Source organism: Nocardiopsis oceani, assembly GCF_054777395.1.
The window spans coordinates 1-18,952 of record NZ_BAAHAR010000080.1; the positions used below are offsets into that span (position 1 = coordinate 1).

The window sequence follows — 18,952 nt, forward strand, 5'->3', positions numbered from 1 at the left end:
TTGGTGAAGGGCTGTTCTTTGGCGAGAACTCTTCTACCAGGGGCCTTACGTCTGTTCTAGGGCGGGCGGGTGGACAGGCACTGCAAGGCATCACACTGAGTCACGACAGCTTGCCCGGAAAGGCTCATGGACCAGCCGCGACACCCGCAACCGTTCAGCGCCGGCGAAGTGGCCCAACCGGCCGAAGGCCGTGCCGTTCGGGGTTCGCAGCAGAGATTGACCGGCCGCGACACCCGGCCCGTCACCCGCCGGCGGAGTGGCGGTTGACGGCCGCCAGGCCGTGCTTGTGCCGTTGGCCCTCCGGGGCCCTTCGGGCCCGAAGGGCCCGTCGCCACCCCGACCACACCTCCCCCGTTCCTGATAGCCGCCAACCCGCCGTCGTAGCGAAGCGGGTCAAGGTGGAGCGCCCTTCGATAGCGCGCCAGCGCTTCGACGGCGACGACCTTGACGCGCGCAGCGGAGACGGCCACCATCAAGCGGCAGGAAACGGGGGAGAACCACCCGCACAAGACCACGGACCCACTACCCCACGGCCCCGATACCCAAGCGAGCCCAGCCCAGCAGACCCAGTACCTCCAGCGAGCCCAGCCCAGTGGACCCACCCAGCAATTACCTGGTCTGTGACTCTCTGAGCAGCCCGTGACTTTCCGATTTAGGGAGTGACTACCCCACAGCCTCAGCACGGCGGACCAGCTCGGCGACCTCATCCGGGAATTCATAGGGGGCCAGGTGCCCGGCGCCCTCCATGACATGGACGTCGGTGTCCAGGAACCGCCGGGCGGGGCCGTGCAGGCGGGCGGAGGAAAAGAACACGTCGTCGGAACCCGTGGCCACGGTGACGTTCCGTTTCTGCCACGGCAGCAGCGACTCCACCGGGAGCGGACCGGGGGCCAAGCTGGTCCGGCAGTACTTGCCGACCATCGTCATCCACCCCGCAAGAGGATGGACCGGGTACTGGAAGCTGGGCCCGCTCATGAAATTCAGCAACCGCGTGCTCTTGTCATCGCGCGGGCCGATCATCCAGGGCAGGGACGCCCGCATCAGCTCGGAGGACATGGCGGCACCGGTCAGTCCCGCAGGTCCGACCAGCACCATCCCCCGCACCAGCGGAGACGGTTTCGAGGCGAGAGCCACGGCGGCGCCCAGGGAGTGGCCAAGGACGATCGCTGGCCGGTCCACGAGCTTGGGAAGGACCTCTTCGAACCACGCCCCGTAGGCCGCCGCGCGCTGGGCCTTCGGGCGGAGGCCGCAGCTCAGGCCCGGCTGCCCGGGCAGGTCGATCAGAACTACCTCGCGGTCCGGACACATCACGGACGCGGAGCTGGCACTGAGGGCACTGTTGAAGTTGGTACCGCTGAGGAACACCACCGGGGCCCCTGACCCGCCCGGAAACCGAACCGCACGGGTCGGGCCGATGGCACTGGTGATCTCAGACACATCCGCAAGATCCGCATGCTCGTCGAGCCGATCCCGGCACCATCCGCGGACGGCCCGCTCAGCGGAATCTGAACGGTAAACACGCGCACCCCGCAGGGCGGTCTCCGGCATGGGGCACCTGGTTTCGAGTAGGAGAGAACACCTTCGCCGACCAGTCTTCCCGGCACACCCCACAGAACTCTACACCTGTGGGGCTGGTTCAGACCGGACCACGCAAGGACCACGTTTCATCATGCCTTCGCCTGATCACGCGACCCTTCAAGTCGGGTGTGTTCATCCGCACAACTTTTGTATACAGTATGGAGTAGCCATTGATTGTCAGAGCCCCCAAAGCCAAGGTAAAGAGACGCGCTGAAGTGGACATAAGCACCACCATCAGCGAACATAGGCGCGGCGCCACATGCGCCACAGGTGTGCCGGGAAGACTGGTCGGCGACCCAGCCGAACTATGTCCGGAGCACACGTCATGAGCCCGACCAGCACTGCCCCCTCACGTTCACAACGCCGAACCCGTTTCGGTGAGCGACACAAGCTCCCGGTCGGCAACCCCCGCCCGCACGGCACCAACGGCTACACCACGTCCTGGGGCACCAACGCCCACGGCGAGCTCAGCGCCTGCCCGCCCGGACCCGGTTGACGGCTCTCCCCCGAGCCCCTCCTTCAACCGCTCCCATCTGCGTCGCCCGCGCACCGAAACGACAGCCCCAGCGGCACCCGGTCCGTGATGCGTGCGGCGCCAGCCCTTGAAAGGACAGTGGCGTGGTGCTGCTGCTTCTCCTCATCGTGCTCGCCGTGACCGTGGCGAGCACCCCTTTACTGGACAGGCTGCTGGGGCGTAACGCCGGTTGGCCGATCGCCCTGGTCTTCCTGGCCCTGACCGCGCTGGTGGCCGCCCAGGCCCCGCAGGTCCTGGGCTCAGGTGTCCCATTGGAGCACTCCCAACCGTGGATGCCGCGGATCGGAGTCGAGCTCCACCTGCGGATGGACGGCCTCGGCTGGCTGTTCACCATGCTGGTCACCGGGATCGGCGCGCTCATCATGGCGTACTCGACCCGGTACTTCCCGCCCGGGCGTCGGCTCGGCTTCTACTTCCTGATGACCCTCTTCGCCGCGGCGATGACGGGACTCGTGCTGGCCGACGACGTCGTGCTGCTCTTCGTGTTCTGGGAGCTCACCACGATCGCGTCGTTCTACCTGATCGGCCTCTCCGGGGTGACGGCCAGCCGCCCGGCGATCCGGACCTTCCTCCTCACCGCCATGGGCGGGCTCGCGCTGCTCGCGGCGGCGGTGCTGCTCATCGCACGCACCGGAACCACCCAGCTCAGCGCGATCCTGTCGGACCCGTCCTGGACCCAGGACACCGGGTTCGCCTCTCTGATCGCGGTGCTCGTCGCCGTGGCCGTGTTCACGAAGTCCGCGCAGTTCCCCTTCCACTACTGGCTGCCGGACGCCATGGCGGCCAGCACGCCGGTCAGCGCCTACCTGCACGCGGCCGCGATGGTGAAGGCCGGGATCTACCTGGCTATGCGGTTCACCCCTGCCTTCGGCGACCTGCTGCTGTGGAACACCCTCCTCATCACCTTCGGTCTGACCACCGCGGTGATCGGCGCGGTCTTCGCCCTGCAACAGCACGACCTCAAGAAGCTCGCCGCCTTCTCCACGGTCAGCCAGCTGGGCTTCCTCGTCGCCGTCATCGGTGTAGGTACCCCCGCCGCCTTGGTCGCCGCGGCCGTGCACACCGTCGCGCACGCCCTGTTCAAGTCCGCGCTGTTCATGGTGGTCGGCTTGGTAGACCACCAGACCGGCACCCGCGACCTGCGCCAGCTCGGCGGTCTGCGCACGCGGATGCCGGTCACCGCGATCGTGGCGGCCCTGTCCGCGCTGTCCATGGCGGGTATCCCGCCCCTGCTCGGCTTCGTCAGCAAGGAGAACCTCTTCGAGGCCCTCCTGGGCGCCCCCGGCCCTGTGTGGTTCGGCCCGCTGGCCGGGGCGGTCGCGGTCGGCGCGGCGGCCGTCACCTTCGCGTACTCGTTCCGGTTCGTGTACGGGACCTTCTGGGGCAGCGCCCGGAGCGAAGAGGAGGAACAGCCCCCCACCGAAGCGCGCTCCAGCTTCTGGCTTCCCGCGATCACGGCCGCCCTCGGCGGCCTCCTCCTCGGGCTGACCGTCCCGGTTCTGGACCCGCTGGTCAACGAAGTGGCCGCGAACGCCACCCACCAGTCCGCCGACGCCCACCTGCTGCTGTGGCACGGCTTCAACGCCGCGCTCGGCATGTCGGCCCTGGCTGTCGGCCTGGGTGCCTTGCTGGCCTGGCGGAGCCGCTCCGGCGAAGCCCTGGCCGGGCGCACCTTGGTACCGGTCACCGGGGTGAGCGTGTTCGAGGCCGTGTACGACGGGATCATCCGGGCCGGGAAACGGACCGGCGACCTCACCCGGACCGACGCCCCCGCCTTCCACCTGGGTATACCGGTCGTCCTCATCATCGCGCTGGCCGCGGTGGTCGCGGTGGTCGGCCTGGACGTGCCGCCGCAGGCCGGGCAGACCGCGCTGGGCCTGGACTGGCTCCTCGTGGGCCTGATGGCCGTGGCCGTCGGCGCCGCTGTGGTCACCCGCTCCCGCATGGCCGGGCTGGCCCTGGTCGGCGTGGCCGGGTTCACCGTCGCGCTGTGGCTGTTCTTCCTGGGCGCCTTCGACGTCGCGCTCACCCAGCTCCTGGTGGAGATTCTGACGGTCGTCGTGGCCGTACTGGTACTGCGGCGCCTGCCCCGACGGTTCCACTCGGTGAAGAAGCGCCGCACGGTTCTGACCGCCGCTATCGCGATCGGCGCGGGGCTGTGTGCCGGTGTGGCCGCCTTCGCGCTCACCGGGCGCCGCGAACTCTCTCCCGCTGCCGAGTACTTCCTCAACAACGCCCCGGCGGACACCGGCGGCACCAACGTGGTCAACACGATCCTGGTGGACTACCGAGCGTTGGACACCCTGGGCGAACTCACCGTCCTGGGCGTCGCGGGACTGATCATCATCTCGGTCCTCCGCTCCAGCGACCTGCTGCCGAGCCACTCGTCGCGCCGCGTGGTGGTGGAAACGTCCTGCGCCGCGTACAACCCCGCCGACAACACCGTGCTGATGCGCACCGTCGGCCGCTTCCTGATCCCCCTCCTGGTGATCTGGTCGCTGTACCTGCTGTTCCGCGGCCACAACGAGCCCGGTGGCGGCTTCATCGCCGGTCTCGTGGGCGGTATGGGCTTCGCGCTCACCTACTTGGCCGCACCCAGCGACAGTGCGGCGCGCATCCGCCTGGCCTACCCGGCCATCATCGGCGCCGGTGTGCTGGTCGCCACGCTGTCCGGGGTGCTCGGTTACGTCGACGGCTCGTTCCTCAGGCCTCTGCACGCGGACATCCCGCTGGCCTGGGGAGGATCCTTCCACTTCACGACAGCGTTCCTGTTCGACATCGGTGTCTACCTGGCGGTCGTGGGTGTCCTGCTCACCGCACTGAACGAGCTCGGCATGGACCGGGGCGGCGACCCCGCCAACGGCACCAGCGGTTCGGCGCAGCCGAAGGCGGGGCGGAGCGCGGCCAACGGCGAGGACCCCGCGGGCGACTCGGACGAGGCCTCCGCCTCCATGGACGACACCACCACCGGAGGTAAGCGATGACCCTCGCCATCACCATCGCCATCATGGTCGCCGGAGGCGTCTACCTGATGCTCCAGCGCGGCATGGTCCGCATCGTCCTCGGCCTCATCCTGGTGGGGCACTCGGTCAACCTGCTGCTCATGTCGGCGGGCGGGGTGTTCCGCCGGGACGCGCCCCTGGTCCAGTTCGGCACGGAGGCCACGGCGGGCGATCCGCTGCCCCAGGCTTTCGTGCTGACCGCCATCGTGATCGCCTTCTCGATCTCGATCTACATGCTCACCCTCGCCGCCTCCGGCAGCGACGACGACACCGAGGACGCCTCATGACCGCCGCGTTGCTACCCCTCTATGCCGGGGTCCCGCTCATCGGCGCGGGGCTGCTGGCCGCGATACGCGGTCCGCTGTGGCTGCGCCGCGCCCTCCTGCTCGCCCCGAGCGCCGCCGGGCTGCTCGGCGGATTCTGGTTGCTCTGGCTCACCCGCGACGGGACCGTGCTCGCCCACAACGTGGGCTTGTGGCAGGACGGGATATCCATCCCGTTCGTCGCCGACACCTTCAGCGCCCTGATGCTGTGGACCACCTCGCTCCTGGCACTGGTGTGTTCCGTCTTCGCGATCGCCACCGGCGACGACCGGCAGTCCTTCTTCTCACCGCTGGTCCTGGTACTGATCTCGGGTGTCTTCGGTGCCCTGCTCACCGGCGACATCTTCAACATGTTCGTGTTCATCGAGGTCATGCTGCTGCCCTCGTACGGGCTGCTGGCGATGCTCGGTGCCCTCGGCAGGCTGCGGGCGGGACGGATCTACGTCACCGTCAACCTGCTGACGTCCACGATCTTCCTCGCCGGTGTGGCCCTGGTCTACGCCGCGGCGGGGACCGTGCACCTGGGCGAGCTCGCCGGCGCGGCCCAGGAGTCACCGATGGTGGCGGTCGGCATGGGCGTGGTCATCCTCGCCCTGTCGATCAAGGCCGCGGTCGTGCCGGTGCACGGCTGGCTGGCACGCACCTACCCGTCGGCGTCACCGGCCATCACGGCCCTGTTCTCCGGGCTGCACACCAAGGTGGCGATCTACGCGATCTACCGCCTGTACTCACTGGTCTTCGACGGGGACGCCCAATTCCTGTGGATCGGGGTGGTGGCCTTCACCCTCACCATGCTCATCGGTGTGATGGGCGCGGTCGGCGAGGGCACGACCCGGTCGATCCTGGTGTTCCACATGATCAGCCAGATCGGGTACATCCTGCTCGGCGTCGCCCTGTTCACCGAACTGGGCCTCATGGCGGGCATCTTCTACCTGATCCACCACATGATCGTGAAGGCCTCGCTGTTCCTTTCCACCGGCGCCATCGAACACACCCACGGCACCGGAGCACTGGACCGGCTCGGCGGCATAGCCAGACGAGAACCCCTCCTCGCCCTGGTCTTCATGGGGGCGGCGCTGTCGCTGGCCGGACTCCCGCCCTTCTCCGGCTTCGTCGCCAAGCTGACCTTGGTCCTCGCGGCGGTCGAAGACGCGCAGTGGACCGCGATGGCCGTCATGATCGCCGTCAGCCTCATCACGCTCATGTCCATGCTGAAGATCTGGGGCGGCGTGTTCTGGGGCAAGCCACCCGGGGAAGATCCACCCGGCGACGGAGAGGGCGACGCACCGGCGACGGTAGGGGCCAACGGCTCCACCGCCACGGAGGTGCGCACTCTCCCGAAGGTGCGCACCGCGCTGATCGTCCCGGGCCTGATCCTGACAGCCACCACCCTGTGCATCGGTATCGGCGCTGAGGTCCTGCTCGACCTGAGCGCCCAGGCCGCCGCCGGGCTCATGGACACCTCCGGATACGTCGAGGCGGTGCTCGGACGATGAACAACCTGATGTGGGCGCTACGGCTGCTCTGGTTCCCCTTCTACGCGGGCGGGGAGATCGTCAAGACCTCCTTCCAGGTGATGTGGGACATCGTCACCCCCGGAAGCGACTCCACTCCGGCTTTCGTGGAGGTCCCGGTCCGCTGCCGGACGGACTTCGAGGTCACGATGCTGGCCAACCTCATCTCCCTGACCCCGGGGACGGTGACGGTGTCCGTACGACACGAACCCGCCACCCTGTGGGTGCACGGCCTGTACGTGGCGGACCGGGAGTCCTTCCAGCAGGACATCCACGCGATGGAGGACCGCATTCTCGCGGTCACCCGTCGTACGGGGCCCGCCGAAGGTGCCCCCGCCGAGGGAGGACGGAACTGATGCACGTCATCGACATCGGCCTTGCCGCGCTCGTGCTGGCCATGGCCATCGCCACGTACCGGATCCTGACCGGCCCTTCGGCCGCCGACCGGGGCGCCGCCTCCGACGTGATCTTCTTCGGGTTCGTCGGCCTGGTGGTCATGCTCGGCTTCCGGTTGGACACCGACCTGGTCGTCGACATCGTCTTGGTGTGCGCTTTGGTCGGTTTCCTGGCCGCCCTGTCCCTGGCCCGACTGATCACCGGAGGTCAACGATGAGCGTCCTGCAGATGGCCGCGGCCGGGTGCATGATCGCCGGCGCCCTGGTCTTCCTGGTGGGTGCGGTGGGGCTCCTGCGCCTCCGGGACTTCTACGCCCGGCTGAGCGGTGTCACCATCGCCGCCTCCCTCGGTACGGCGCTCATGCTCCTCGGGCTGCTGTTGGACCAGCCCAGCGTGGCGAACGCGCTCAAGATCGGCCTGGCGCTGCTCATTCAGCTGTCCACGGCCGCGGTCGGGGGCAACGCCCTGGCCCGGGCCGGGTACCTGACCGGCGTGAAACCGGTGGAGGACACGAAGTTCGACGATCTCGCGGCTACGCAAGAGGACGCCTCGCCGGAAAAGGGCGAGCGATCCTGACCAAGGTCCCCGTTCCGCACAGATGAGGGCGGCCCTCCCACCGGATACACCGGTTCGGGGGCCGCCCTCACCTTTTGCCCGCAGCGTTAAACGTCCCGAGCGCCATTAGTGGTAAGTGCCACCCGAGCGCCCGACGGGCTTTTCGCCACGTGCGAGCCTTGTTAGACTCCGGGCACAAAGAGGTTGGGCGGCCCTTCGGTCGCCCAGCGGTTCCACCCGTGGTGACCGGGTGGAGCCGTGCGCCCCTCCTACCGTCCTTTCCGGCGACGCCGGTGCGCGTTCACCGCACCATCACCGACGCCCTCTGGCCGGGGAGACACAGTCGACGGCAGGACTGGGGCCAACCGGCGGCGATGAACCGCCGTTCTCCAATAGCTCACATATACACCCAAATAATTCGTAAAAAACTTGCACACGACGGCAATTCGGCCGTGGTCGTCCCCTTTGCACTGTGTCGACTAGGGGGACGCCCCAAACTGAAATGACGGTGACGTGGTACTTCCGATACTGCTTCTAGTCCTCGCCGCCGCCCTGATCGCCGTGTTCCCGCTCAACCGCTTCCTCGGCCGGGACACGGGATGGCCCCTCGCGGTCGTGCTCATGGCGCTGGCCGGGATGGTCCTCGCACAAGCCCCGCAGGTCCTCGGAGCCGGGAACGAGATCGAGTTCGTCCAGCCCTGGATGCCTGAGATCGGGGTCGAACTGCGCCTGCGCATGGACGGGATCGGCTGGCTCTTCTCCCTCCTGGTGACCGGCGTCGGCGGACTCATCATGGTCTACTCGACGCGCTACTTCCCGGCAGGTCCCCGGCTGGGCTTCTACGCGCTGATGACCTTCTTCGCGTTCGCGATGACCGGTCTGGTCCTCGCCGACGACGTGGTGCTGCTCTTCGTTTTCTGGGAGCTCACCACGATCGCTTCGTTCTACTTGATCGGCCTCTCTGGCCCTTCCGGCAGCCGCCCCGCGATCCGCACCTTCCTGCTCACCGTCGTGGGCGGACTGGCGCTGATGACCGCGGTGGTGCTCATGGCCCTGCACGCGGGCACCACCCAGCTGAGCGTGATCCTGGCCGACCCGGTGTGGGGCGAGGACCCGGTGTTCGCCTCCGGGGTCGCGGCCCTGGTGATCCTGGCCGCCTTCACCAAGTCCGCGCAGTTCCCGTTCCACTACTGGCTCCCCGACGCCATGGCGGCCAGCACACCGGTGAGCGCCTACCTGCACGCGGCCGCGATGGTCAAGGCGGGCATCTTCCTACTGATGCGGTTCAGCCCCGCCTTCGCCGAGCTCCCGCTGTGGAACTCCCTCCTCATCCCCATCGGGCTGGTCACGGCGATCATCGGCGCGGTCTTCGCCCTGCAGCAGTACGACCTCAAGAAGCTGGCCGCCCACTCCACGGTCAGCCAGCTCGGCCTTATGGTGGCGGCGATCGGCGTGGGCAACGACGCCGCGCTCATCGGCGCCGCCGTGCACGTGTTCGCGCACTCGCTGTTCAAGTCCGCGCTGTTCATGGTGGTCGGGGTCGTGGACCACCAGACCGGCACCCGCGACCTGCGCGAGCTGGGCGGCCTGCGCAAGAGGATGCCGATCACTGCCGCTGTCTCCGTGCTGGCGGTGCTGTCCATGGCCGGGGTTCCCCCGCTGCTGGGCTTCGTCAGCAAGGAGAACGTGTTCAAGGGGCTCTTGGAGGCGCCCGGGCCCGAGTGGACCGGTGTGGCCGCCGGTGCTGCTGCCGTGGTCGCCTCCGTCTTCACCGTCGCCTACTCCTACCGCTTCGTCCACGGCACGTTCTGGGGCCGACCGCAGCAGCCGGATCTCACTCCCAAGGAAGCCGGTCTGGCCTTCTACGGGGCCCCAGCGGCCGCGGGGGCCACCGGACTCGCGCTGGGGCTGGGCATCCCGGTCCTGAACCCCGTGGCGGAGGAGGTCGCCGAGGACGCCACCGGTCAGGCCGCGGAAGCCGACCTGACCCTGTGGCACGGCCTCACCCCGGATCTGTTCATGTCACTGGCCGCACTCGTCCTGGGTGCGCTGTTGGTGTGGTGGACCGCATCTGGGGAGCGCCTGGCCGGGCGCAGGCTCCTCCCGGTGGAGGGCGTCACCGTGTTCGAGGCCCTCCACCAGGGCGTCATCGTCCTGGGCCGCCGCACCGGCGACCTGACCCGCTCCGACGAGCCCACGCGCCACCTGGCCATGCCGATCCTGTTGGTCATCACCCTGGGCGCCACGGTGTCGCTGATCGGTCTCGACGTGCCCGACCAGCCAGCGCCCACCAGCTACCCGTACGACTGGTTGCTGGTCGCGCTCGCAGTCACCGCCGTTCTCGGCGCGGTCTCGACCCGTTCGAGGATGGCCGGCCTGGTCCTGGTCGGGGTCGGCGGGTTCACCGTCGCGCTGTGGCTCTTCCTGCTGGGGGCCTTCGACGTGGCCCTCACCCAGCTGGTCGTGGAGATCCTCACCGTGGTGATCGCTGTCCTGGCGCTCCGGCGCCGGCCCCGACATTTCCACAAGGTGCGGCCGACCAGGGCTGCGGTCACCGGTCTCGTCGCCGTCGCCGCCGGTGCCACGGCGGCGCTGGGAACCTACTTCCTGACCGGACGCCGGGAACGCTCCGCCGCCGCCGACTACTTCCTGGAGAACTCCGAGGAGGACACCGGCGGCACCAACGTGGTCAACACGATCCTGGTGGACTACCGGGCCCTGGACACCTTGGGCGAACTGGTGGTCCTGGGGGTGGCCGGGCTGATCATCATCGCGGTGCTCAACTCCAGCGGCCTGCTGCCCCCGAGCAAGGACCGCAAGATCGTCGTCGGCCGGTCGAGCGCCGTCTACGACGCGGACAACAACACCCTGATCATGCGCTCCGTAGCGTTCGTCCTGCTGCCGCTGATCGTGTTCTGGTCGCTGACGCTGATGCTGCGCGGCCACACCGACACCGGCGGCGGTTTCATCGCCGGCCTGGTCGGCGGGGCGGGCTTCGCCCTGGTGTACCTGGCGGCGCCCAGCGCTTCGGTGGCACGGATCCACCTGTCGTACCCCAGGATCATCGGCGGCGGTATCGCCGTCGCCGTGTTCTCGGGTCTGCTCGGCTTCCTGGACGGGTCGTTCCTGCGCCCGCTGGAGTCCTACATCCCGCTGCCCTGGAGCAGTGAGGAGTACCACTTCACCACAGCGCTGGTGTTCGACGTCGGCGTCTACCTGGCCGTCGTCGGCGTGGTCCTGACCGCTCTCAACCAGCTCGGCATGGACGAGACCGCACCGGGCGACTCCACGGTCGGGACCATGCAGCCCACCGCGGACCAAGCTCCGACCATCACCGTGGCCGGGGCGGCCGACACGGCCGAGCCGTTCGGGCCGGAGGCACCGCGCAGGGCGACGGGATCGCCTAGGAGCCCGGAGCCGCCGCACGGGAACGAGGAGAACGGAGACACACGATGACACTCCCACTCACTATCGGTGTCCTGATCGCCGGCGCGGTCTACCTGATCCTCCAGAGGGGCACGGTCCGGGTCGTCCTGGGCTTCGTGCTCCTGGGGCACGGGGTGAACCTGATGCTCATGTCCGCGGGCGGTGCCTACCAGCGCAACCAACCCCTTCTGGGTTACACCCGGCCCGAAGACGCCGCCGACCCGCTGCCGCAGGCCTTCGTGCTGACCGCGATCGTCATCGCCTTCTCGATCACGATCTACCTGCTCACGCTGGCCGCCACCAAGGCCGACGACGACGAAACCGAGGACGCCTCATGACGACCGCGCTCCTTCCCCTCCTGGTCGCCGTGCCCCTAGCCGTCGCGGCCGTCCTGGTACTCCTTCGCCTACCGACCTGGCTCTCCCGCACACTGATGCTCGCCCCCAGCGCGCTCGGCCTGGCCGCGAGCACCGGTCTGCTGTGGATCACCCGGAACGGCGAGATCCTCGCCCACAACGTGGCCCTGTGGCCGGACGGGGTCGCCATCCCTCTGGTCGTGGACACCCTCAGCGCGCTGATGCTCTGGACCACGTCGCTCCTGGTCCTGGTGTGCGGTGCGTTCTCGGTCGCCGTCGGGGACGACCGGGCCTCCTACTTCCGGGCGCTGGTGCTGATCCTGTCCGCCGGTGTCTCCGGTGCCCTCATGACCGGCGACCTCTTCAACCTGTTCGTGTTCGTCGAGGTCATGCTGCTGCCCGCCTACGGGCTGCTCGCCATGCTGGGCTCGTCCGGGCGTATCGGGGCCGGACGCATCTACGTGATGCTCAACCTGCTGACGTCCACGATCTTCCTCGCGGGCGTGGCCCTCGTCTACGGCGCCGCGGGGACCGTGCACCTGGGTGAACTGGCCGGTGCGGCCCAGGAGTCGCCGATGGTGGCGGTCGGCATGGGCGTGGTCATCCTCGCGCTGTCGATCAAGGCCGCTGTCGTGCCGGTGCACGGCTGGCTGGCACGCACGTACACGGGCACATCGGTCGCGGTGACCGCCCTGTTCTCCGGACTGCACACCAAGGTGGCGATCTACGCGATCTACCGCCTGTACGCGCTGGTCTTCGACGGGGACTCGCGGTTCCTGTGGATCGGGGTGCTCGCGTTCTCACTGACCATGGTGATCGGGGTGCTCGGGGCCGTGGGCGAGAACACGACCCGGTCGATCCTGGTGTTCCACATGATCAGCCAGATCGGGTACATCCTGCTGGGCGTCGCGCTCTTCACCCAGCTCGGGCTCATGGCGGGCATCTTCTACCTGATCCACCACATGATCGTGAAGGCCTCGCTGTTCCTGTCCACCGGCGCCATCGAACACACCCACGGCACCGGAGCGCTGGACCGGCTCGGCGGCATAGCCAAACGAGAACCGCTGCTGGCCCTCGTGTTCATGGCCGCGGCTCTGTCCCTGGCCGGACTCCCGCCCTTCTCCGGCTTCGTCGCCAAGGTCACCCTGGTCGCGGGCTCCTTCCAGGCCGGTGCGTGGGAGGCGGCCGTAGTGGCCGTCGCGGTCAGCCTCTTCACCCTCATGTCCATGCTGAAGATCTGGGGCGGCGTGTTCTGGGGCAAGCCGCCCGAGGAGAAAGCCGAGGAGAACGGGTCCGAGAGTGACCAAGGCGACACCCCGGCGGAGGGCAGCGGCGGTACCGGCACCGCGGCCGGGACCCGGACGGAGGCCCCTCCCCGGGTTCGACCGGCCCTGCTGCTCCCCGGCCTGGTACTGGCCGCACTGACCCTGTGCATCGGGCTGGGCGCCCAGGTACTGCTGGGCCTGAGCGCGCAGGCGGCCGCCAACCTCCTGGACACGTCCACCTACGTCGAGGCGGTGCTTCGATGACCGTGAAAAGCGTTCTGGTCTGGTTCCTGGGGATGCTGTGGCTCCCCGTCTACCTGGTCTACGACCTCGTGGCCGGGTCACTCCGGGTGGGGTGGGAGATCCTCACCCCGGGCAGTTCGGTGACCCCGGCGTTCGTCGAGGTGCCCCTGCGCTGCCGGACCGACTTCGAGATCAGCGTCATGGCCAACCTCATCTCGCTCGCACCCGGGTCCATCACCGTGGCCGCGCGCCACGATCCGGCGACGGTGTGGGTGCACGCCGTGTTCGCAAAGGACCACAGGACGGTCCTGCACGAGGTCCACCTGATGGAGGACCAGGTGCTGCGGGCGACCCGGCCCACGGGGGTCCCGCCACGCCCTGAGGACCTGGAACGAGACGAAGGGGGGAAGCGCTGGTGAGCTTCGCCGGTATCGCCATGGCCGTCATCGTCGCGGCCATGATCATCGCCGTCTACCGAGTCCTGCGCGGCCCCACCGGCGCCGACCGGGGCGCCGGGTCCGACCTGGTCTTCTACGGGTTCGTGAGCCTGATCGCCCTGCTGGGTGCACTGCTGCCGAGCTCTCTGCTCGTCGACGTGGTCCTGGTCGCCACCCTGGTGGGGCTCCTCGCGGCCATCTCCCTGGCCCGTCTGACCGCTGGAGGCAAACGATGAACCTCGACGACATCGGCGGCGCGGTCATGCTCCTCGGCTCCTTGGCGTTCCTCGTGGGGGCCCTCGGCGTGATCCGGATGCCCGACGTCTACACGCGGCTGAACGCCTTGACGATCTCCGGCGGCCTGGGTACCGGGCTCGTGCTGTTCGGCCTGTTCCTGCACTACCCGTCGTGGGAGAACGCCATCAAGGTGGGCCTCGCCATCTTCATCCAGCTCGCGACGACGGCGGTCGGCGGCTCCGCGATGGCCCGCGCCGGTTACCTGATCGGATCGCCCCGGACCGGAAGCACCCGGTTCGACGACCTCGAGGTGGAGGAGAACGACACCCTCACCGACGAACAACACCCCGGGTACTCCCGGCCCTCCCCGGAAAACCCGGGGTAAACGGATTTCCGCACCTCTTCGTTACCACACGCGACGGTGCCTTGTGACACACCGATTTTTTAAGACAGCAAGAAAATCCTGTGCTAGGTTCAGGGGAGTTGCAGTCGTGGTTCCCGTTTTGGATTTGCATCGTTTTCGGGTGATCACCGCGGTGACGGGAAAATCGTCAGACCGCGGTTTTCTTCTATACTCCCGAACGAGAGGTACATCCATGGCGACCGGCAAGGTCAAGTGGTTCAACGGCGACAAGGGTTTCGGCTTCATCGAGCAGGACGGCGGCGGCGCTGACGTCTTCGCCCACTACTCGGCGATCCAGGCCAACGGCTACCGCGAGCTCGCGGAGGGCCAGGCGGTGGAGTTCGACGTCACCCAGGGCGCCAAGGGCCTCCAGGCCGACAACATCACCCTGATCTAACCGAGCTGAAGCTCGTTAAGCGGCAGGGGCCCGCCCTCAGGGCACCGGGCCCCTGGCCGTTTTCTTCATTTTCCGGACCGGTTTTCTGGCCGTCGTTATCCGACTGGCACCGGTCATCCGCCACGACCCCGGGTTCTCCGTGCGGGCCGTGGATCTCGAAGTATTTCCTCCGGCGCACACCCGGTGCCTCACTTTGAAGCCCCGAGGGCTTCCCGCCCGGCACGCGCCGTCGGCGAAAGGTCTCACATGAACCAACCTCGCACCAACGAGCGCCGCGGCCGCTCCTCCAACGGCCCCGCCCCCTACGGCCGTCAGCGCCCCCGCCGTTCCTTCGACGGGCCGCGGCGCGGCGGCGGCTACCAGGGCCGCGGCGGCCGCTCCGGCGGCTACCAAGGCCGCGGCGGCAGCCACTCCGGCGGAGAGTTCGCGCTCCCCGTCACCGTCAACCCCGGGCTCGACCCGGTGCACGACTTCCAGGAACTGGAGATGCCCGCGCCGCTGAAGTCGACGCTGGCACGCCAGGGCCTGACCACCCCGTCCGCGATCCAGGCGGCCACGCTGCCGAACTCACTGGCCGGACGAGACGTCCTCGGCCGCAGCCAGACCGGTTCCGGCAAGACGCTGGCCTTCGGACTCGCTTTGCTCTCCCGCCTCGACGGCCGCAGCGCCGAGGCGCACCGCCCGCTGGCCGTGGTCCTCGCCCCCACCCGCGAGCTCGCCCAGCAGGTCACCGACTCCCTCACGCCCTACGCCCGCTCCGTGCGGGTGCGCATGGCGACCGTGGTGGGCGGCATGCCCATCCACCGCCAGGCCCGCGCCCTGCGTCAGGGTGTCGAGCTGCTCGTCGCCACCCCGGGCCGCCTGCGCGACCTGATGGAGCGCGGCGACTGTGTACTGGACCAGGTCGAGAACGTCGTCCTGGACGAGGCCGACCAGATGACCGACATGGGCTTCATGCCGCAGGTCACCGCGATCCTGGAGCAGGTGCCCGCCACCGGGCAGCGGATGCTGTTCTCGGCCACCCTGGACCGGAACGTGGACCAGCTGGTGCGCCGCTTCCTCAACGACCCCGTCGTCCACTCGGTCGACCCGTCCGAGGGCGCGGTCTCCACCATGGAGCACCACGTCCTGCACGTGTCCCACGCGGAGAAGCAGGCGACCGCCACCCAGATCGCGGCCCGGGACGGCCAGGTGCTCATGTTCCTGGACACCAAACACGCCGTGGACCGGATGGCCCAGCACCTGCTGAACAGCGGTGTCCGAGCGGCCCCGCTGCACGGCGGCCGTTCCCAGCCCCAGCGCACCCGTACCCTCAAGCAGTTCAAGGAGGGCACGGTCACCGCACTGATCGCCACGAACGTCGCCGCGCGCGGCATCCACGTGGACGGCCTGGATCTGGTCGTCAACATCGACCCGCCCACGGACCACAAGGACTACCTGCACCGGGGCGGGCGCACCGCCCGCGCCGGCGCGTCCGGCAACGTGGTCACGCTCGTGCTGCCCAACCAGCGGCGCGACATGACCCGCCTGATGCACCGCGCCCGGATCGACGCACAGACCGCCCAGGTCCAGGCCGACGCCCCGGAGCTGGCCCGCGTGACCGGCGCCCGCGAGCCGTCGGGTGTGCCGGTGACCCTGCCCGCCGAGCCCCGCCGTGAGAACCGTCAGCGCGGCCCGCGCGGCGGCGGCTACCGAGGCGGTCCCGGTGGCGGCTCACGCGGACGGCGCCCGCGCCGCGCACCGCAGTCCTAGGTCCTGGACCCCGGTAGGGCCGGGGCGCAGAGATTGAGCACGGAGCCCCGCCACCCCTTGGATTCGTCCCGGGGTGGCGGGGCTCCGTGCTGTCCCGGTTCGGGCCGGCCCTCTTGTGCACGGGCCGGCCCTCTTGTGCACGGGCCGGCCCTCTTGTGTACGGGCCGCTGCACCCTCTAGGCTCCGTGCAAATGTCGGACATTTAGGGGGGTGAGACCGTGGCGCCGACCACCCAACCCACCCGAGGCGAGCCCTTGGTCGTGCAGGTCAGCAAGCGGTTCCGGGAGCACATCGCCGACGGCGACTGGCCCGTCCACGGCCGCATCCCCGGCGAGAAGCACCTCGCCCAGGAACTCGGGGTCAGCCGGGGAACCGTCCGCGAAGCCCTGCGCGCACTCACCTTGGCCGGGCTGCTGGAGCCCCGCGTGGGCGACGGCACCTACGTGCGCGCCAGCGACGAGCTCACGACCCTGCTCGGGCAGGGCGGTGGCACCGAACTCGAACACGTCCTTGACGTGCGCGGCGTTCTGGAGGTGGCCGCCGCCGAACGCGCCGCGCGCCAGCGCACCGACGAGCATCTGGCGGCGATGCGCGACGCCCTCTCCGAGCGGTCCGCGGCCGAACGCGCCGACGACGCCACCGCCTACGTGGACGCCGACTCCCGCTTCCACCGCGCCGTGGTCGAGGCCGCGGGCAACCCCCTGCTCACCAGGCTCTACGACGCCCTCCGGGAGAACGTGGTCGAGTCCATCCGCCGCACCACCACCCTCCCGGAGGAACAGGGCCTGGCCGACCTGCACCAAGGGCTGCTTTCGGCGATCGAGGCGGGCGCACCCGAGCGCGCCCGCGCCTGCGCGATCGCCCTCGCGGACGAACTGGGATTCATCAGCGCCGTGGTCGACGGCGACGGTCGGGACGGAACGGCGTGAACGGCACGGTGGTGGCCCCTCCCAAAACCTGGCCACGGGCCCTCCTCGCCCTGGGCGCGCTGCTCTTGGTGGCCTCCTGCCTGCGCCCCGCCCTGACCACTGTCGGTCCGGTCCTGGAACAGATCGGCACCACCACGGGACTGTCTGACAGCGCATTGGGGTTGCTGACCGCGCTCCCCCTGCTCGGCTTCGCCCTGTTCTCCTCGATCGTCCACGGTCCGGCCGCGCGCTGGGGTGTGGACCGCGTGCTCCTGGCAGCGCTGGCCGTCCTGGCCGCCGGGATCGCGATCCGTTCCCTCCCGGCCATGCCCGCGCTGTGGGTCGGCACTGCGATGATCGGCGCCGGTGTGGCCTTCGGGAACGTTCTCGTGCCGGTGATCCTGCGGCGCGACCACCCGAGGAGGATCGCCCTGTTCACCGGCGTGTCCACCTCGGTGATGACCGGGTTCGCCGCCGTGGGCGCCGGCTTGGCGGTTCCGCTCGCCGCGGTCCTGGGCGGCTGGCGCATCTCGCTCGGACTGTGGGCGGTTCCGGTGGTGGTCGCACTTCTGCTCTGGGCGGCCCGGTCCCACTGGATTCCAGCCGCCGTGCCCGCCCCTTCCGCCACCGGCACCCCCAGCGAACCCACCGGCTCGGTGTGGCGCTCGGCGACCGCCTGGCAGGTCACCGCGTTCATGGGGTTGCAGTCGACCGCCTTCTTCACCCTGATCAACTGGCTGCCGTCCGTGGAAACTGCCCGGGGCGTGCCCCCGGAGACCGCCGGTTGGCACCTGTTCGCGCTCCAGATCGCCGGGGTGGTCGCCGGGCTGGCCGTCTCCGCCCTCATGGGCCGAAGAGCCGAGCAGCGCCCGGCCTGCCTCGCGGTGAGCCTGGCCATCCTGGTGGCGATGGCGGGGCTGCTGTGGTTCCCGCAGTGGGGCTTCTTGTGGATCCTGCTCGCCGGAACCGGCACGGGCAGTTCGATCGTGGTCTCGCTCGCCCTGATCGGCCTCCGCGGCCGGAGCCAGTCGGAGACCACCCGCCTGTCGGGGATGGCCCAGTCCATGGGTTACCTCCTCGCCGCGGGCGGTCCCGCGGCGGCAGGCGCCCTCATCCAGATCACGGGGTCCCCGGACCTGGTGCTGGTTCTGGTGGGCGGGTTGGCCCTGGCACAGACGGTGGTCGCCTTCTGGGCGGGTCGCGACCGAAGGATCTGACCCGAGCGCCGAAATCCCGTTCGGCCTGTTCCCGCGGGTGTCGGACGACCGGACCTTCATCCCGTGCGGGAGCGCGCCGTGTTCGAGCATGTAGGCGACCTTGGGGTGCCTCTCTGCGGTTCTGCGGTGGGGGTGCCTCTCTGCGGTTCTGCGGTGGGGGTGCCTCTCTGCGGTTCTGCGGTGGGGGTGCCTCTCTGCGGTTCTGCGGTGGGGGTGCCTCTCTGCGGTTCTGCGGTGGGGGTGCCTCTCTGCGGTGGGGTTGCCTTGTTGGCTTGGGGTGTCCTCCTTTCCCGCCGCCCGATTGTGGCCGTCTCCGCTACGCGCCTCAAGGTCGTCGCCATCGAGCGCTTCGCGCATCAACGGCGCTCCACCTTGACCCGCTTCGCTGCGACGGCGGGTTGGCGGCTA

Annotated in this window: 18 protein-coding genes; 17 read left to right on the forward strand and 1 reads right to left on the reverse strand. The window is 69.2% G+C overall.

What is annotated here, in order from left to right:
* Nucleotides 1–663 precede the first annotated feature (663 nt).
* Nucleotides 664–1,548 (reverse strand): alpha/beta fold hydrolase, encoded by an 885-nt coding sequence (locus ACYVDG_RS31225; RefSeq protein ID WP_460763063.1) that lies wholly within the window; start codon nt 1,546–1,548, stop codon nt 664–666.
* 355 nt (nt 1,549–1,903) lie between these two features.
* On the opposite strand from ACYVDG_RS31225, the gene ACYVDG_RS31230 reads away from it, so the two are divergent.
* The 17 genes from ACYVDG_RS31230 (at nt 1,904) to ACYVDG_RS31310 (ending at nt 18,544) form a co-directional block, all read left to right on the forward strand.
* The gene (locus ACYVDG_RS31230) at nt 1,904–2,074 is read left to right on the forward strand and encodes a hypothetical protein (protein ID WP_460763065.1); all 171 of its coding nucleotides are present in this window, start codon (nt 1,904–1,906) and stop codon (nt 2,072–2,074) included.
* Nucleotides 2,075–2,196: 122 nt separating this feature from the next.
* Nucleotides 2,197–5,097 (forward strand): DUF4040 family protein, encoded by a 2,901-nt coding sequence (locus ACYVDG_RS31235; protein ID WP_460763069.1) that lies wholly within the window; start codon nt 2,197–2,199, stop codon nt 5,095–5,097.
* Entirely contained in the window at nt 5,094–5,402 is a 309-nt protein-coding gene (locus tag ACYVDG_RS31240; protein WP_460763072.1) for a sodium:proton antiporter, read from the forward strand. Before ACYVDG_RS31235 ends, ACYVDG_RS31240 begins: the two co-directional genes overlap by 4 nt.
* Complete coding sequence (locus ACYVDG_RS31245; RefSeq protein WP_460763077.1) at nt 5,399–6,934, forward strand: monovalent cation/H+ antiporter subunit D family protein; 1,536 nt, start codon at nt 5,399–5,401, stop codon at nt 6,932–6,934. Before ACYVDG_RS31240 ends, ACYVDG_RS31245 begins: the two co-directional genes overlap by 4 nt.
* A complete protein-coding gene (locus ACYVDG_RS31250; protein WP_460763080.1) occupies nt 6,931–7,308 on the forward strand; it encodes a Na+/H+ antiporter subunit E in 378 nt (125 codons plus the stop codon). The genes ACYVDG_RS31245 and ACYVDG_RS31250 overlap by 4 nt, the downstream gene beginning before the upstream one ends.
* Nucleotides 7,308–7,565: a monovalent cation/H+ antiporter complex subunit F gene (locus tag ACYVDG_RS31255; protein WP_460763084.1), complete on the forward strand. Its 258-nt coding sequence runs from the start codon at nt 7,308–7,310 to the stop codon at nt 7,563–7,565. Before ACYVDG_RS31250 ends, ACYVDG_RS31255 begins: the two co-directional genes overlap by 1 nt.
* Nucleotides 7,562–7,924, forward strand: a complete 363-nt coding sequence (gene mnhG, locus ACYVDG_RS31260) for a monovalent cation/H(+) antiporter subunit G (protein ID WP_460763088.1) — start codon at nt 7,562–7,564, stop codon at nt 7,922–7,924. Before ACYVDG_RS31255 ends, mnhG (ACYVDG_RS31260) begins: the two co-directional genes overlap by 4 nt.
* Before the next feature lie 492 nt (nt 7,925–8,416).
* A complete protein-coding gene (locus ACYVDG_RS31265) occupies nt 8,417–11,359 on the forward strand; it encodes a DUF4040 family protein (protein ID WP_460763091.1) in 2,943 nt (980 codons plus the stop codon).
* On the forward strand, nt 11,356–11,667 hold the full coding sequence (locus ACYVDG_RS31270; RefSeq protein ID WP_460763096.1) for a sodium:proton antiporter: 312 nt from the start codon (nt 11,356–11,358) through the stop codon (nt 11,665–11,667). Before ACYVDG_RS31265 ends, ACYVDG_RS31270 begins: the two co-directional genes overlap by 4 nt.
* Complete coding sequence (locus tag ACYVDG_RS31275) at nt 11,664–13,214, forward strand: monovalent cation/H+ antiporter subunit D family protein (RefSeq protein WP_460763100.1); 1,551 nt, start codon at nt 11,664–11,666, stop codon at nt 13,212–13,214. The genes ACYVDG_RS31270 and ACYVDG_RS31275 overlap by 4 nt, the downstream gene beginning before the upstream one ends.
* Nucleotides 13,211–13,612 (forward strand): Na+/H+ antiporter subunit E, encoded by a 402-nt coding sequence (locus ACYVDG_RS31280; RefSeq protein ID WP_460763105.1) that lies wholly within the window; start codon nt 13,211–13,213, stop codon nt 13,610–13,612. Before ACYVDG_RS31275 ends, ACYVDG_RS31280 begins: the two co-directional genes overlap by 4 nt.
* Nucleotides 13,613–13,629: 17 nt before the next feature.
* Nucleotides 13,630–13,866 (forward strand): monovalent cation/H+ antiporter complex subunit F, encoded by a 237-nt coding sequence (locus tag ACYVDG_RS31285; protein WP_460763122.1) that lies wholly within the window; start codon nt 13,630–13,632, stop codon nt 13,864–13,866.
* The gene (gene mnhG / locus ACYVDG_RS31290) at nt 13,863–14,252 is read left to right on the forward strand and encodes a monovalent cation/H(+) antiporter subunit G (RefSeq protein WP_460763109.1); all 390 of its coding nucleotides are present in this window, start codon (nt 13,863–13,865) and stop codon (nt 14,250–14,252) included. Before ACYVDG_RS31285 ends, mnhG (ACYVDG_RS31290) begins: the two co-directional genes overlap by 4 nt.
* 211 nt (nt 14,253–14,463) lie before the next feature.
* Nucleotides 14,464–14,667: a cold-shock protein gene (locus tag ACYVDG_RS31295; protein ID WP_191267677.1), complete on the forward strand. Its 204-nt coding sequence runs from the start codon at nt 14,464–14,466 to the stop codon at nt 14,665–14,667.
* A 246-nt stretch (nt 14,668–14,913) separates the two neighbouring features.
* Nucleotides 14,914–16,419 (forward strand): DEAD/DEAH box helicase, encoded by a 1,506-nt coding sequence (locus ACYVDG_RS31300; protein WP_460763113.1) that lies wholly within the window; start codon nt 14,914–14,916, stop codon nt 16,417–16,419.
* Between the two features lie 218 nt (nt 16,420–16,637).
* Entirely contained in the window at nt 16,638–17,348 is a 711-nt protein-coding gene (locus ACYVDG_RS31305; RefSeq protein WP_460763116.1) for a FadR/GntR family transcriptional regulator, read from the forward strand.
* Complete coding sequence (locus tag ACYVDG_RS31310) at nt 17,345–18,544, forward strand: MFS transporter (RefSeq protein ID WP_460763119.1); 1,200 nt, start codon at nt 17,345–17,347, stop codon at nt 18,542–18,544. Before ACYVDG_RS31305 ends, ACYVDG_RS31310 begins: the two co-directional genes overlap by 4 nt.
* The last annotated feature ends 408 nt before the right edge of the window (nt 18,545–18,952 follow it).

Coding starts and splice junctions, on each gene's coding strand:
- ACYVDG_RS31240 (WP_460763072.1), top strand. CDS start 5,094: ATGACCCTCGCCATCACCATCGCCATCATGGTCGCCGGAGGCGTCTAC.
- ACYVDG_RS31285 (WP_460763122.1), top strand. CDS start 13,630: ATGGCCGTCATCGTCGCGGCCATGATCATCGCCGTCTACCGAGTCCTG.
- ACYVDG_RS31275 (WP_460763100.1), top strand. CDS start 11,664: ATGACGACCGCGCTCCTTCCCCTCCTGGTCGCCGTGCCCCTAGCCGTC.
- ACYVDG_RS31225 (WP_460763063.1), bottom strand. CDS start 1,548: ATGCCGGAGACCGCCCTGCGGGGTGCGCGTGTTTACCGTTCAGATTCC.
- ACYVDG_RS31245 (WP_460763077.1), top strand. CDS start 5,399: ATGACCGCCGCGTTGCTACCCCTCTATGCCGGGGTCCCGCTCATCGGC.
- ACYVDG_RS31280 (WP_460763105.1), top strand. CDS start 13,211: ATGACCGTGAAAAGCGTTCTGGTCTGGTTCCTGGGGATGCTGTGGCTC.
- ACYVDG_RS31270 (WP_460763096.1), top strand. CDS start 11,356: ATGACACTCCCACTCACTATCGGTGTCCTGATCGCCGGCGCGGTCTAC.
- ACYVDG_RS31295 (WP_191267677.1), top strand. CDS start 14,464: ATGGCGACCGGCAAGGTCAAGTGGTTCAACGGCGACAAGGGTTTCGGC.
- ACYVDG_RS31230 (WP_460763065.1), top strand. CDS start 1,904: ATGAGCCCGACCAGCACTGCCCCCTCACGTTCACAACGCCGAACCCGT.
- ACYVDG_RS31250 (WP_460763080.1), top strand. CDS start 6,931: ATGAACAACCTGATGTGGGCGCTACGGCTGCTCTGGTTCCCCTTCTAC.
- mnhG (WP_460763088.1), top strand. CDS start 7,562: ATGAGCGTCCTGCAGATGGCCGCGGCCGGGTGCATGATCGCCGGCGCC.
- mnhG (WP_460763109.1), top strand. CDS start 13,863: ATGAACCTCGACGACATCGGCGGCGCGGTCATGCTCCTCGGCTCCTTG.
- ACYVDG_RS31300 (WP_460763113.1), top strand. CDS start 14,914: ATGAACCAACCTCGCACCAACGAGCGCCGCGGCCGCTCCTCCAACGGC.
- ACYVDG_RS31255 (WP_460763084.1), top strand. CDS start 7,308: ATGCACGTCATCGACATCGGCCTTGCCGCGCTCGTGCTGGCCATGGCC.